Source organism: Pandoraea thiooxydans, from assembly GCF_001931675.1.
GTDB lineage: Bacteria > Pseudomonadota > Gammaproteobacteria > Burkholderiales > Burkholderiaceae > Pandoraea > Pandoraea thiooxydans.
In genome coordinates, this window is record NZ_CP014839.1 from 782,320 (window position 1) to 795,600 (window position 13,281).

Below are 13,281 nucleotides of genomic sequence, written 5' to 3' on the forward strand. Positions count from 1 at the left end.
CAAGGATACCTCACCTCTCCCGCTAATTCAGCGTCTGCCGGGTTTATCCCGCCTCATTGGGCATCGAGGTTGAGCGCGTTGGCTCGTGCCAGCGCGAGGGCCTGCTCGATGACTGCCATGTCGCCGATATGGTTGGCGAGCAGGAGCACCAGTTGAGCGTTCATCGACTGGCTCTGCGCGTCGGACAGGTCGCGGTGCGCATCGATCAGCGTTTGGTAGAAGTCGTCGGGCTGTTCGAAATTTTTTTCCAGATTGAGCGGCATCGCTTAAGCCTCCAGGCAGAGCGCGCGGCGCAGCGCCTGGCGCACCTGCGTCGCATCGAATTGGCGCCAGCGGGCGCAAACGTGCTGATCGGGGCGTACCAGATAGAAGGTGCCGGGGCGCGCGTCGTAGCGCTGCGCGAAGACACCCTGCACGTCGCTCAGGGTGGCCAGCGGCGGCTTGCCGGCCGGTGCTTGCTGGCCGATGACCAGCACCTCGACCGGCACCGGATCGGCCCCGGGCCCGGCCAATGCGGCCAGCGCCTGCGTCACGGCCGCATCCAGCGGCGCATCGCCGGCGTAGTAGAGGCCGACGAAGCGATTGCCCGTGTGGTCGATCAGCCAGCCCGGGTGGCCGTCGGCGTCGGTCACCGGCGCATCGTCGAGCGGCGCGCCAGGCGCCATGCGAGGAGGGAATGGCGGGCGCGGCGACGCGCCGGCGTCGGGTGTGTTGAGCGGGGAGTCGTGCAGCAGCGTGGCCACCGAGAGCCGGCCGCTATTGACCAGGCTGCGCGCAAACGGCGCGCTCCTGGCCAGCAGCAGCGTGGCGTCGCGAAACAGCCGGCTGACCGCGCTCTTTGGTGTAATGAAGTCGGTCGAGCGGGTCGAGTGCCGCAGGTTTTCATCGGCGGCCGCACCGCGCTCATGGCAATACGAGTCGAGCAATTGCTCGGGGGCACGGCCGTCGAGCACCAGCTTGAGCTTCCAGGCCAGATTGTCGGCATCCTGGATGCCGGAGTTGGCGCCGCGGGCACCGAACGGCGAGACCTGGTGGGCCGAGTCGCCGGCGAACAGCACGCGGCGATGACGGAAATTCGGCATGCGGCGGCACTGGAACGTGTAAACACTGACCCATTCCAGCTCGAACGGCACGTCGGGACCAAGCATTGCGCGAATGCGCGGGACGACGTTTTCGGGCTTTTTCTCTTCCTCGGGATCGGCGTCCCAGCCGAGCTGGAAGTCGATCCGCCAGACATTGTCGGCTTCGCGGTGCAGCAGCACCGACTGGCCGCTGTGGAACGGCGGGGTGAACCAGAACCAGCGCTCGGCCGGAAAATCGGCGTTCATCACCACGTCGGCGATCAGGAAGCGATCCTTGAAGACCTTGCCTTCGATATCCAGGCCCAGCATCCGGCGCACCGGGCTGCGCGCCCCGTCGCAGGCAATCACCCAATCGGCCTCCAGCGCATAGCTGCCTTCGGCGGTTTCGATCTGCAGTGTCGCCCGGTCATCCCGGCTTTCGATACCGGTGACCTTGCTCTTCCAGCGCAAATCGAGGTTGGGCAGTTGCTGCGCGTGCTCGACCAGATATTGCTCCAGATAGTATTGCTGGAGATTCACCATGGCCGGGCGCTTATAGTGCGGCTCGGGCAGCAGCTCGAAGTTATAGACCTCGCTGCTGCCGAAAAACACGCGGCCGACGTGCCAGCTGACGCCTTTTTGCACCACCGGCTCGCCGCACCCCAGGCGGTCGAGAATTTCCAGCGTGCGCTTGGCGTAGCACAGGCCGCGCGAACCGACGCTGACGGTCTCGTCGTCATCGACCACGACCACGGGCACACCTTGCTGGGCAAGGTCGATGGCGGCGGCCAGACCGATCGGTCCGGCGCCGATCACCACCACCGGATACCGATGCGCAGGCGCGTTCTGCAGCTCGGGCGGGGTGCGATAAGCAAAGCGGGGGTACGTGTAGGTGCTCAACACGGTATGGCGTCTCCTGCATTGGCGCGGCACCACGAATCGGAAGATCGAACGGGCGCCTTTAATTACGGATTGTGATATCGATTAACTATATCGTAATTATTTGCGGTTGACTAGCCTGGTGACGCGGCGGCGCGCCCACCCGGGTCACCCGCGCCGCCTCATATCTCGCCGGCCGGGGCCGTGATGCCGCTTGCTTATTTATAGCTCGTACATTTCGTGCTCGCCGCGCAACGCCTGTTCGATCAGCTTGCGGGTGAGGATCGGCGAGAGCAGTTCCACCATGGTGTAGACATAACTGCGCAAGTACGCGCCCTGCTTGAGCGCGACCCGGGTGACGTTGTTGCCGAACAAATGGCCGACCGGCACCGCGCGCAGATTGCGGTCGCGCTCGGCATCGAATGCCACGCTGGCCAGCAGGCCCACGCCCAGGCCGAGTTCGACATACGTCTTGATCACGTCGGCATCGATCGCCTCGAGCACGACGTCGGGCTGGATGTGACGCAGGGCAAAGGCCTGGTCGATCTTGGCGCGCCCGGCAAAGGCGGCGTCGTAGGTGATCAGCGGATACTGCGCCAGATCGTCGAGAGACACGCTGGATGACTGCAGCAGTGGGTGATCGGGCGGCACCACGGCAATGTGCTGCCATTGGTAGCAAGGCAGCGAGACCAGGTCCTTGTATTCGGCGATGGCCTCGGTGGCGATCGCCAGGTCGGCCTGCTCGTGACGCACCATCTCGGCGACCTGGGTCGGATTGCCCTGCAGGATCGACAGGCGCACCTTCGGAAACCGCTTCTTGAATTCAGCGACCGCCAATGGCAGCGAGTAGCGCGCCTGCGTGTGCGTGGTGGCGATGGTCAGATTGCCCTGGTCCTGGGCCGCGTAATCTTTGCCGATCCGCTTCAGGCTGTCGACTTCGAGCAGGATGCGCTCGATCGATTCGAAGATGATGCGGCCCGGTTCGGTCAGGTTGCGCACCCGCTTGCCATGGCGGGCGAATATGTCCACCCCAAGTTCTTCCTCGAGCTCGATGATGGCTTTCGAGACCCCTGGCTGGGACGTGAAAAGCGCCTTGGCGGCCTCGGTCAGGTTGAATTTCTGCCGCACGGCTTCGCGCACGAAACGGAATTGATGGAGGTTCATTTGTATAACTTCCGAGAATATGCAAACAATTTTTTAATCGTTTTCAATATAAAGCGAGTTTATTACGATTTGTCCCATTCTTTCAAATTACGTTGATCCGAGCGCAAAATAGGCCGCTCGAGGCGCCCCGACCGACCATGACGTTTTGGTTTGAATCCCTCTCCGGCTTGGCAGTAGGTGTCCTGGTAGGCCTGACCGGCGTCGGTGGCGGCTCACTGATGACGCCGCTGCTGACCCTGGGACTCGGGTATGCGGCGCCAGTGGCGGTCGGCACCGATCTGGCGTTCGCCGCGCTCACCAAGGGGTTTGGCACGCTGGCGCATCGCCGCCACGGTCACGTGCGCTGGGACATCGTGCGCTGGCTGACGATCGGTAGCCTGCCGGCGGCGCTGGTGGCGATTGCGGGGCTCAAGTGGCACGGCGGGCTTGGCGCCGGCGGCTTGCATTTCATCAAGCTGACGATCGCCGGATCGGTGTTGCTGACGGTGCTGTCGCTGCTGTTTCGCGCCAAATTGCTGGCCGCGCTGCGCGCCCGCCCGGGATGGCAGCTAAGCGGTGGTGCGCTGGCGGGCAGCACGGTGGCCGTGGGCGCGCTGCTCGGCGCGCTGGTGACGGTGTCCTCGATCGGCGCGGGCGCGGTTGGCGCGACGCTGATCCTGCTGCTTTACCCCGAGCTCAAGCCGACCGAGGTGGCCGGTACCGATATCGCTTATGCCGTGCCGCTGACCGCGGCCGCCGCGCTCGGGCATGTTTGGCTGGGCACCGTGCACTGGCCGTTGCTGGGTGCGCTGCTGGTGGGCTCGTTGCCGGGCATCTGGCTCGGCGCGCGCCTGTCGCGTCATTTGCCGGAGCGCATGGTGCGTGGCGCGTTGGCGGCGACGCTGACGCTGGTGGCCGCGAGGCTGGTGTCATAACTAAATCAGGACAGGAGTTCGCGCGATGCGAGACAGACATCACAAGGAATCAGACAGCGGCGCGGCCGAGCTCGACGCGCTCGAGGCGGTGCTCATCGAGCGTCTGCGGCAGATCGCCGGACGGCACCGGCAATTGAAGTTCGCCAGCAGTCTGGCGGCCGAGGACATGTTGCTGACCCACGCGATTCTGTCGAATCAATTGCCGATCGAGATCTTCACGCTCAATACCGGTCGCCTGCACGCCGAGACGGTGGGCATGATTCATCAGGTCAAGGTGCATTACGGGTACGACATCGCGCAGTACCAGCCGCAGCCCGAGGCGGTCGACGGCTACGTCCGACAACACGGGCTGAATGCGTTCTATGAGAGCGTCGAATTGCGCAAGGCGTGCTGCCGCATCCGCAAGGTCGAGCCGCTGAACCGCGCGCTGTCCGGCGCCGACGCCTGGCTAACCGGCCAGCGCCGCGAGCAGTCGGTCACGCGAGGCGAGCTGGCGCTGGCCGAGCAGGACGACGCGCGCGGCATCGCCAAGTACAACCCGCTGTTCGACTGGAGCGAGGCCCAGGTGTGGGCCTATCTGAGCGCGCGCGACGTGCCGGTCAATCCGCTGCATGCGCACGGCTATCCGAGCATTGGCTGCGAGCCGTGCACACGCGCCGTGAAAGCGGGGGAAGACAGCCGCGCCGGACGCTGGTGGTGGGAACACCAGGACAGCAAGGAGTGCGGCCTGCACGCGGGCAACCTGCGCGGCGTTCCGGTCGTCTCGGCGCTATAGCTGGCCGGCAGGTTTCGAATTCCACATTTCATCAGTCAGGAATAATCATCATGGGTGTAATGCACGAAGTGGCGCAAGCGCAACGGCAGCCGAATCCGGTCCGCATGGACCATCTCGATTGGCTCGAAGCCGAGTCGATTTACATCCTGCGCGAGGTGGTGGCCGAGTGCCGCAAGCCCGCGCTGCTGTTCTCGGGCGGCAAGGATTCGGTGGTCGTGCTGCATCTGGCGCTCAAGGCGTTCGGCCTGGGCTCGCAGCGCAAGACGCATCTGCCGTTCCCGCTGGTGCATATCGATACCGGCCACAATTATCCGGAAGTGATCGAATTCCGCGACCGCCATGTGGCGTCGCTCGGTGCGGAGCTGGTGGTGGGGCATGTGGAAGACTCGATCAGGCGTGGCACCGTGCGGCTGCGCAAGGACACCGACTCGCGCAATGCGGCGCAAGCCGTCACGCTGCTCGAGACGATCGCCGAGCACGGTTTCGACGCCTTGATCGGCGGCGCCCGCCGCGACGAGGAAAAGGCCCGCGCGAAGGAGCGCATCTTTTCGTTTCGCGACGAGTTCGGCCAGTGGGACCCGAAAGCGCAGCGTCCCGAACTGTGGCATCTGTTCAATGCGCGTATGCACGCCGGCGAGCAAATGCGCGTGTTCCCCATTTCGAACTGGACCGAACTCGACGTATGGCAATACATCGCGCGCGAAGAATTGGCGCTGCCGCCGATCTATTACGCCCACGAGCGTGAAATCGTGCGCCGGCGCGGACTGCTGGTGCCGGTTACGCCGCTCACGCCCAAGCTCGACGGCGAGACCAGCGAACGCGTGTCGGTGCGTTTTCGCACGGTGGGCGACATCAGCTGCACGTGCCCGGTGGCGAGCACCGCCGACACGGCCGAGCGCATCATCGCCGAGACCATGGTGACCGAGATCACCGAACGAGGCGCCACGCGCATGGACGACCAGACCTCCGAGGCCGCCATGGAGCTGCGCAAGAAACAGGGTTACTTCTGAGCGGCGCGGCACCGATACGTCACGATTATTTGCGAGTTTCACTATGACCTTGATTCATCCCGCCGAAGATCTCGGCGTCCTGCGTTTCATCACCGCCGGCAGCGTCGACGACGGCAAGAGCACGCTGATCGGGCGCCTGTTGTATGACAGCAAGGCCGTGTTGTCCGACCAGCTCAGCGCGCTGGCGCGCGCCAAGCACAAGCGCACCGCGGGCGAGGACATCGATCTGGCGCTGCTGACCGACGGCCTGGAAGCCGAGCGTGAGCAAGGCATCACGATCGACGTCGCCTACCGCTATTTCGCCACCGCCAAGCGCAAGTTCATCATTGCCGACACGCCCGGCCACGAGCAGTACACGCGCAACATGGTGACCGGCGCCTCGACCGCGCACGCGGCGATCATCCTGATCGACGCGACCCGCGTGAGCGAGGTGGACGGGCGTACCGAGTTGCTGGCGCAAACCAAGCGGCATAGCGCGATCGTCAAGCTGCTGGCCTTGCCGCACGTGATCGTGGCCATCAACAAGATGGATCTGGTCGACTACAGCGAGGCGCGCTTCGACGCGATCCGCGCCGCCTATCTCGCACTGGCGCAGCGGCTGGGCCTGCAAAGCGTGCGGTTCGTGCCGGTCTCGGCGCTCAAGGGCGACAACATCGTGACGGCCAGCGAGCGCATGCCGTGGTATCAGGACGAGCCGCTGCTCGACGTGCTCGAGTCGCTGCCGGTCGGTGAGGTGAGCGGCAGCGCCGCCGAACTGCGCTTCCCGGTGCAATTGGTGGCGCGCCAGGACGGCAGCCATGCCGACGACTTCCGCGGCTACATGGGGCGCGTCGAAGCCGGTGCGATCTCGGTCGGGCAGGCGCTGCGCGTGCTGCCGGCCGGCCATCGCGCCACCGTGGCCGAGATCATCGGTCCGCGCGGCGAGCTCGCCCACGCCCATGCCGGGCAGTGCGTGACGGTGCGTCTGGCCGAGGACGTCGATATCTCGCGCGGCGACATCCTGGTGGCCGCCGAGGCGACGGTCGAGCCGGCCCGCAAATTGAGCGCCGACCTGTGCTGGTTCGATCACGAGCCGCTGTCGTCGCAGCGCAAATATATTCTCAAGCAGACCACCGCCAATGTATTCGCGCGGGTCGGCAGCGTCGACTCGGTGCTCGACGTCGGCACGCTCTCGCACGGCCAGCACAAGGGCACGCTGGAGATGAACGATATCGGCGCGGTGCAGATCAGCCTGCAAAAGGCGCTCGTGTGCGACACCTACGAGCAGCATCCGGCGACTGGCGCTTTCGTGCTGATCGACGAGGCGACCCATCACACGGTGGCCGCGGGCATGATTCGTGCGTTCACTGCATGACGTCAACCTCCAGTCACGTGTGGCGAGCAAAGAATCATGGGTAAAGTCTATTTGGTGGGTGCAGGACCGGGCGCGGCAGACCTCATTACGGTGCGCGGCGCACGGATTTTGGGCATGGCGGATGTCGTGCTGCACGACGCGCTGATCGAGCCGGAGCTGTTGGCCCTGTGCGGGCAAGCTCGTCTGGTGGCGGTGGGCAAGCGGTGCGGCCGGCATGCGACCGCCCAGCACTTCATCAACAAGCAGTTGGTCGATTGTGCCCGCCGGCATGCGGTCGTGGTGCGGCTCAAAGGCGGGGATCCGATGCTGTTCGGCCGCGCCGACGAGGAAATGCGCGCGCTGGAGGCCGCCGGCATCGAATTCGACGTGGTGCCGGGAATTACTGCGGCAATCGCCAGCGCAGCACTGCTGCGCCGCTCGCTGACCTTGCGCGGGGTGGCGCGCAGCGTGGCCTTCGCAACGCGCAGTCGCGCCCCCGAGAGCGACGAGATTCGCGCCCAGGTCGAGGCCGATTCGCTGGTGTATTACATGGGCCGGGATTCAGCCGATGCGATTGCCGCCGAGCTGATCGCGCATGGCAAGCCGGCGCATACGCCGGTGGCGATCGTCGAGGCCTGCAGCACGCCGCGCGAACGCCATACGAGCATGACACTGGATCAGATGGCCGCCGGCGCCGCGCGCGCCTGGTTCGATCCAGCTCAACCCAGTTTGCTGTTGATTGGCGAGGCGTTTCGCGCGCTGCTCGAGGCCGGTCTGAGCCCGGAAGTTCGGCAGGCGCTGCAGGCCGGCCGGCTGGCCGCCTGAGCCAACGTTACCCGGCCACCACCTGCTGCAGGCAATACGCGGCCAGTGCCGCGAGCACGCCGGAGTCTTCGCCCACGGCCGTGACGCAGCGCAGCGCGAGCTCGGGATGGGCCGCGCGGCAGGTGTCGATCAAAGCCGGCAAGTCCCGCCGCACATGCCCCCCTTGGCCGAGAAACATCGGCACCACGGTGACTTCCCGGCAACCGGCCGCTGCCGCCGCCGCGACGGCATCGGGCAGCGACGGACTCATCAGTTCCAGGTACGCCAGTGCGACGTGCAGCTCGGGTCGCGCTGTTGCAAGCATCTGCCGCAGGCGCTCGAACGGCTCGGCCCAGCGCGCGTCGCGCGCGCCGTGACCAAACAAGATCAAGGCTTGCGAGTCGTTGGTCAGTGTCGATCCACCCATTTGAGCGCTCCAATCGCCAGGATGGCGTAGACGGTGGCGGGCAGGGCCGCCGTGACCGCCGGCGGCCACGTGTTGAGCAGCCCCAGGTGGGAAAACAGGCTATTGAGCAGTTGGAAGCTCATGCCCAGCATGATGCCGCCGAACACTTTCAGGCCGATGGCGCCCGCGCGCGCATGCAGGTAGGCAAACGGCAGCGCCAGCGCCATCATTACCAGAATCGCGAATGGATAGAGGATCTTCTGCCACAGGGCAATCTGGTAGCGCTGTGCATCCTGCTGATTTTCCTCCAGGTGCTTGATATACGAAAACAGGTTGTAGATCGCCATGTTGTCGGGCGATACCAGCAGTACCGAGAGAATCTGCGGCGTCAATTCGGAACGCATCTCGGTACTCGGGATGTACACCTGCGTGGTCCGGTAGACCGGCTGCAGCGCGTCGGCGGCCGACGACGCCTTGCCGGGCGCCGGCGTACTGGCGAGGTCGAAGCGCGTTTCCGACACGCCGCTCAAATCCCAGTAATCGGGCGCCTTGAACACACCGCGGGTGGCAAAGCGCACGCTCACGAGATGGAAATCCGTGTCGAATTCGTAGACCCGCACATTGGTGATCGTATTGTCGGGCAGCAGCGTGCCGACATTGATGAAACGCAGCACGCGCTTGCCGGTGGCCTGACTGGTCACGGTGTCCTTGACCCACACGCCCGAGCGGAAATCCGACGACACTGCGCTGCCCATGGCCTCCAGGCGGATGCGTTGCGCCAATTGCTCGGCCTTCGGAATCACACCCTCGCCGAGTGCGAACGTGAAAATCACCAGCGGCAGGCCGATCTTGAGCAGCGAGCCGAGTGCCTGCATCGTGCCCAGCCCGGAGACGCGAAAGATCGTGAACTCCGAATTGCCGGCGAGCTGCGAGCAGACATAAATTGCCGCGATCAGGGCCGCCACCGGCGTGATTTCATAGCAGTGCGCCGGGGCGAACAGCAGCACGTACATCAGGGCCTGATGAAACTTGTAGCCGCCTTGTCCGACATGGCCGAGTTCGTTGATCAGATCGAAGAATACGAACAGACCGACAAAGGCCAGCAAAATGAAACCGAAGGCCAGGTAGATCTGGCGCGCGAGGTAGCGTTCGTAGATCTTCATTCGCGCTCCTTGCGGGCAAACGGCCGGAAAAACGCCATGCGCAGCGCGGGCGAGATCAGCGGCTTGAAGCGCAGACGGCGCCAGTACATCAAGAGGATCGCGCCCATCGCCACCGCATGCAGCAGCCACACGCCGAGCACCAGCGGCAGCGTGCGTTGCGCCACCCAGGCCTGCGACAGACTCAGCAGGTTGGTGTACGACAGATACACCAGCACCGCGATGATGAGATTGATGGCGCGCCCGTGCCGCGGATTCTGGTAGGCCAGCGGAATCGCCAGCAGCACCAGGTTCAGCGCCAGCAGCGGCAGCCCGATGCGCCAGACCAGTTCGCCCTGATACTGCGGCGTGAAAATGCGCAGCAGGGTCAGGGTCGATACGCCCTTGGCCGGTGCGTTGTCGGTTTGCATCGGAGCCGCGTTGTTTTCGATCTTGACCGCGTAGCGCTCGAATTCCATGATGCGGTATCCGGGCTTGCCCGGCACGCCGTCGTAGCGCCGGCCTTTCTCCAGCACGATGAAGCGGTCGCCGTTGGGCTTGGTCTCGATCTGGCCGTCCTTGGACACCACCACGCTGACCTTGCCATTCTCGGTGCTGCTGACGAATACGTTATGGACCTTGGTGGCGTTGGCGTTGACGCTTTCGACGAAAAATACGCGCTGATTGGCGGTCGATTCGCGGAACTGGCCGGCGGCGATCATCGAGACGTCGCTGCGCTGCTCGAAACGCTGCTGCAGCAGGTTGCTCTGCTCATTGGCCCACGGCCAGCCGAACAGCGCGCACAGGGCGATCACGCCGATGAAGGGCAGCGCGAAGCGCAGCACGGGCTTGACGAAATCGGTGATGCTCAGGCCGGCGGCAAACCATACCACCATCTCCGAGTCCTTATACCAGCGGGTCAGCACGAACAGGATGGAGACAAACAACGTGACGATCAGAATGACCGCGAGATACCCGATCACGGCCAGGCCGATCAGCACCAGGACGTCGCGCGGGTCGGTGCGGCCGGATGCCGCGAAACCGAGAATACGGATCATCATGGTCGTCAGCATGACCGTCATCAGCACCAGAAAGATGGCGCCGGCGGTGTAATTCAGCTCGCGTTGCAGGGAGCGCTGAAAAATCATTTAGCGGTATTACGGAAAAAAGGGGGGGAACGGCTCGTTTGCGGGCGCGGTTGAGGCGTCCGCGGAAAAAAGCGGATAATTGCGGCTCAAGTGAATTTTATCCGAGGAAAGCGCGATGGACTTTAGCATAAAAGCCTGTGACTGGAGCAAGGCGGCGGACAAGGCGTTGATCGGTGGTAAAACCGACTGCATCGTCGTTGGCGTATTCGACGGGCAGGCCCTGTCGGGTGCCGCATTGCAGATCGATCGTGCCAGCAAGGGCGTGCTGAGCCGTCTCGTGAAAACCGGTGAGCTCGAAGGCAAGGCGGGCACCACCGTGACGCTGCGCGAAGTACCGGGTATTGGCGCGGCGCGCGTGCTGGTGGTGGGGCTGGGGCGCCACGACGAATTCAGTCCCAAGGCCTACACCGAGGCCACTCGCGCGGCGCTGCGCGCACTGCAGGGCACCCATGCGGGCGACGCACTCTGGACGCTGGCGCAGGTCGCGCCGGTTCCGGGGCGAGATGGCGCCTGGGCGGTACGCACGGCGGTGCAGCTGGCATGCGACGCGGCCTACCGTTTCACTCAGATGAAAAGCAAGCCTGAGCCGGTGCGCGGCGCGCTGCGCAAGCTCGTGTTGAGCGTGGCCGCCGATGATCTGCAGGCAGCCCGCGTCGCGCTCAAGCGCGGGCTGGCAATCGGCCGCGGCATGGACCTCGCGCGCGACCTGGCCAATCTGCCCGGCAACGTGTGCACGCCGACCCACCTGGCCAATACCGCGCGCAAGCTGGCGCGCGAGCTCAAGCTCAAGGCCGAGATCCTGGGCCAGAAGCAGATCGCCGCGCTGAAGATGGGGTCGTTTCTGTCGGTGGCCAAGGGCTCGACCGAACCGCCCCAGTTCATCGTATTGAAGTATGAGGGCGGGCCGGCCAAGGCCGCACCGATCGTGCTGGTGGGCAAGGGCATTACGTTCGACTCCGGGGGCATTTCCCTGAAGCCGGGCGAGGCGATGGATGAAATGAAGTACGACATGTGCGGCGCCGCCTCGGTGCTCGGCACGATGCGCGCGGTCGCCGAGATGGGCCTCAAGCTGAATGTGATCGGCGTGGTGCCGACTTGCGAAAACATGCCGTCGGGCAATGCCAACAAGCCCGGCGATATCGTCACCAGCATGTCGGGCCAGACCATCGAAATCCTCAATACCGATGCCGAGGGCCGGCTGATCCTGTGCGACGCACTGACCTATGTCGAGCGCTTCAGGCCGGCGGCCGTGGTGGACGTGGCCACGCTCACCGGCGCTTGCATCATCGCGCTTGGGCATGTCAACAGCGGGCTGTTCAGCAAGAGCGACGCGCTGGCCGATCAACTGCTCGAAGCCGGCCGCAACGCGGGCGACACCGCCTGGCGCCTGCCGGTCGAGGACGAATACCAGGAGCAGCTGAAGTCCAACTTTGCCGACGTGGCAAATATTGGCGGGCGTCCGGCCGGCAGCGTCACGGCGGCCTGTTTCCTGGCGCGCTTTGCCGGCAAGTACGAGTGGGCCCACCTCGACATCGCCGGCACGGCCTGGAAGAGCGGTGCGGCCAAGGGGGCGACCGGTCGGCCGGTGCCGTTGCTCACGCAGTTCCTGATGGACCGCGAAGGCCGTTGATGCCGTGACGCGCATCGACTTTCACATTCATGTGGCGGACCGGCTGGGCTATGCCTGCCGGCTCACGCGCAAGGTGGTGACGGCCGGGCAGCGCCTGGTGGTGGTGGGCGAGGCGGCCAGTCTGCGCGAATTCGATCAGCAGCTGTGGACGTTCTCGGCGCTCGAGTTCGTGCCGCATTGCGCGCTGGACGACGCGCTGGCGCCACACACGCCCGTGTTGCTGGCCAGCACTCTGGATGATGCCGGCACGGCGCCGCATTACCAGGTGCTGCTCAATCTCGGCGGTGCGGTACCGCCGCAGTTCGCCCGCTTCGAACGTGTGCTCGAGGTGGTCGGCCGTGACCCCCAGGAGCTTGCCGACGCGCGCGAGCGCTATCGCTTCTATCGCGATCGCGGTTATACCCTCAACAACTACGATCAACGCTCATGAATCCACCCGAATCGAGACCACCCGCCGATCCGAGCATTCCTGTACTGACCGAAGTGCTCAAGCCCGGCGAAGTACCTGCCGCCTCGTCGCCTGCGCCTGCGCCAGCGACGGCCGAGCCGCTGGCGCTGCCGCACGATATTGCCGTGTTGGCCGAGCGCTTGAGCGTGCGGCTCTCTACGCAATTGAGCAAGGACGTGACCGCGCTGGTGGAGAAACGCTGCCACGACGCGCTGATCGACCACACCGCATGGCTCGTGCAGACCATCGCGCGACATGTATCCGACGATCTGCAGCGCCAGTTGCGCGATCAGGTGCGTCAGGCAGTGCTCGAGGAATTGGCCAGGCGCGGCTGATAACCGGACGCCGGCCGACCGTCAGGGTGTTTTATCCGCGAGCGGCGCCCATGCCCACGCGCCGCCCTTGTTGAAGCAGACGTTAACGTTCTTGCCGGCGTCGACCGCCAGATTCTCCCTGGACGGATTTGGCCACTGGCCCTCGCTGCCTGTGCGCCTTTTGCCGCCGATATTGGCAACCAGACTGCCCTAAGTGCGCTTATCAGAATTGCACATGCGGTGTCTCCATTGCCGT

At 64.8% G+C, this 13,281-nt stretch carries 14 protein-coding genes; 8 read left to right on the plus strand and 6 right to left on the minus strand.

Annotation, left to right across the window (positions count from 1 at the left end):
* Nucleotides 1-53: 53 nt before the first annotated feature.
* The 3 genes from PATSB16_RS03540 to PATSB16_RS03550 all read right to left on the minus strand — a co-directional run bounded on the left by PATSB16_RS03540 (nt 54) and on the right by PATSB16_RS03550 (nt 3,104).
* The gene (locus PATSB16_RS03540; protein WP_047212664.1) at nt 54-263 is read right to left on the minus strand and encodes a DUF2783 domain-containing protein; all 210 of its coding nucleotides are present in this window, start codon (nt 261-263) and stop codon (nt 54-56) included.
* 3 nt (nt 264-266) lie between these two features.
* Nucleotides 267-1,964, minus strand: a complete 1,698-nt coding sequence (locus tag PATSB16_RS03545; RefSeq protein ID WP_047212665.1) for an FAD-dependent oxidoreductase — start codon at nt 1,962-1,964, stop codon at nt 267-269.
* A gap of 198 nt (nt 1,965-2,162) precedes the next feature.
* Nucleotides 2,163-3,104 carry a CysB family HTH-type transcriptional regulator gene (locus PATSB16_RS03550; RefSeq protein ID WP_047212666.1) on the minus strand — a complete coding sequence of 314 codons (942 nt, stop codon included), beginning with the start codon at nt 3,102-3,104 and terminating at the stop codon, nt 2,163-2,165.
* Nucleotides 3,105-3,241: 137 nt separating this feature from the next.
* Here PATSB16_RS03550 and PATSB16_RS03555 point away from each other — a divergent pair, with 137 nt between their 5' ends.
* From PATSB16_RS03555 to cobA, 5 genes are read left to right on the plus strand one after another with little or no spacing between them, the layout of a single operon-like run.
* Nucleotides 3,242-4,018 carry a sulfite exporter TauE/SafE family protein gene (locus PATSB16_RS03555; RefSeq protein WP_047212667.1) on the plus strand — a complete coding sequence of 259 codons (777 nt, stop codon included), beginning with the start codon at nt 3,242-3,244 and terminating at the stop codon, nt 4,016-4,018.
* Between the two features lie 25 nt (nt 4,019-4,043).
* Nucleotides 4,044-4,793 carry a phosphoadenylyl-sulfate reductase gene (locus PATSB16_RS03560; RefSeq protein ID WP_072628601.1) on the plus strand — a complete coding sequence of 250 codons (750 nt, stop codon included), beginning with the start codon at nt 4,044-4,046 and terminating at the stop codon, nt 4,791-4,793.
* Between the two features lie 50 nt (nt 4,794-4,843).
* Nucleotides 4,844-5,803 carry a sulfate adenylyltransferase subunit CysD gene (gene cysD, locus PATSB16_RS03565; RefSeq protein ID WP_047212668.1) on the plus strand — a complete coding sequence of 320 codons (960 nt, stop codon included), beginning with the start codon at nt 4,844-4,846 and terminating at the stop codon, nt 5,801-5,803.
* A gap of 43 nt (nt 5,804-5,846) precedes the next feature.
* Nucleotides 5,847-7,157: a sulfate adenylyltransferase subunit 1 gene (locus PATSB16_RS03570; RefSeq protein WP_047212669.1), complete on the plus strand. Its 1,311-nt coding sequence runs from the start codon at nt 5,847-5,849 to the stop codon at nt 7,155-7,157.
* A 36-nt stretch (nt 7,158-7,193) separates the two neighbouring features.
* Nucleotides 7,194-7,961, plus strand: a complete 768-nt coding sequence (cobA, locus tag PATSB16_RS03575; RefSeq protein ID WP_083566653.1) for a uroporphyrinogen-III C-methyltransferase — start codon at nt 7,194-7,196, stop codon at nt 7,959-7,961.
* A 7-nt stretch (nt 7,962-7,968) separates the two neighbouring features.
* On the opposite strand, the gene PATSB16_RS03580 is transcribed toward cobA, so the two are convergent.
* From PATSB16_RS03580 to lptF, 3 genes are read right to left on the minus strand one after another with little or no spacing between them, the layout of a single operon-like run.
* Nucleotides 7,969-8,367: a sirohydrochlorin chelatase gene (locus PATSB16_RS03580; protein ID WP_047212670.1), complete on the minus strand. Its 399-nt coding sequence runs from the start codon at nt 8,365-8,367 to the stop codon at nt 7,969-7,971.
* Nucleotides 8,349-9,509 (minus strand): LPS export ABC transporter permease LptG, encoded by a 1,161-nt coding sequence (lptG, locus tag PATSB16_RS03585; protein ID WP_047212671.1) that lies wholly within the window; start codon nt 9,507-9,509, stop codon nt 8,349-8,351. The genes PATSB16_RS03580 and lptG overlap by 19 nt, the downstream gene beginning before the upstream one ends.
* Nucleotides 9,506-10,633 (minus strand): LPS export ABC transporter permease LptF, encoded by a 1,128-nt coding sequence (gene lptF, locus PATSB16_RS03590; RefSeq protein ID WP_047212672.1) that lies wholly within the window; start codon nt 10,631-10,633, stop codon nt 9,506-9,508. Before lptF ends, lptG begins: the two co-directional genes overlap by 4 nt.
* A 115-nt stretch (nt 10,634-10,748) precedes the next feature.
* Here lptF and PATSB16_RS03595 point away from each other — a divergent pair, with 115 nt between their 5' ends.
* The 3 genes from PATSB16_RS03595 to PATSB16_RS03605 are packed head-to-tail and all read left to right on the plus strand — an operon-like array spanning nt 10,749 to nt 13,046.
* Nucleotides 10,749-12,263, plus strand: coding sequence for a leucyl aminopeptidase (locus PATSB16_RS03595; protein ID WP_047212673.1), 1,515 nt, complete (start codon nt 10,749-10,751; stop codon nt 12,261-12,263).
* Between the two features lie 4 nt (nt 12,264-12,267).
* Nucleotides 12,268-12,693: a DNA polymerase III subunit chi gene (locus tag PATSB16_RS03600; protein WP_047212674.1), complete on the plus strand. Its 426-nt coding sequence runs from the start codon at nt 12,268-12,270 to the stop codon at nt 12,691-12,693.
* Nucleotides 12,690-13,046, plus strand: coding sequence for a DUF2486 family protein (locus tag PATSB16_RS03605; protein WP_052892558.1), 357 nt, complete (start codon nt 12,690-12,692; stop codon nt 13,044-13,046). The genes PATSB16_RS03600 and PATSB16_RS03605 overlap by 4 nt, the downstream gene beginning before the upstream one ends.
* Nucleotides 13,047-13,281 lie beyond the last annotated feature (235 nt).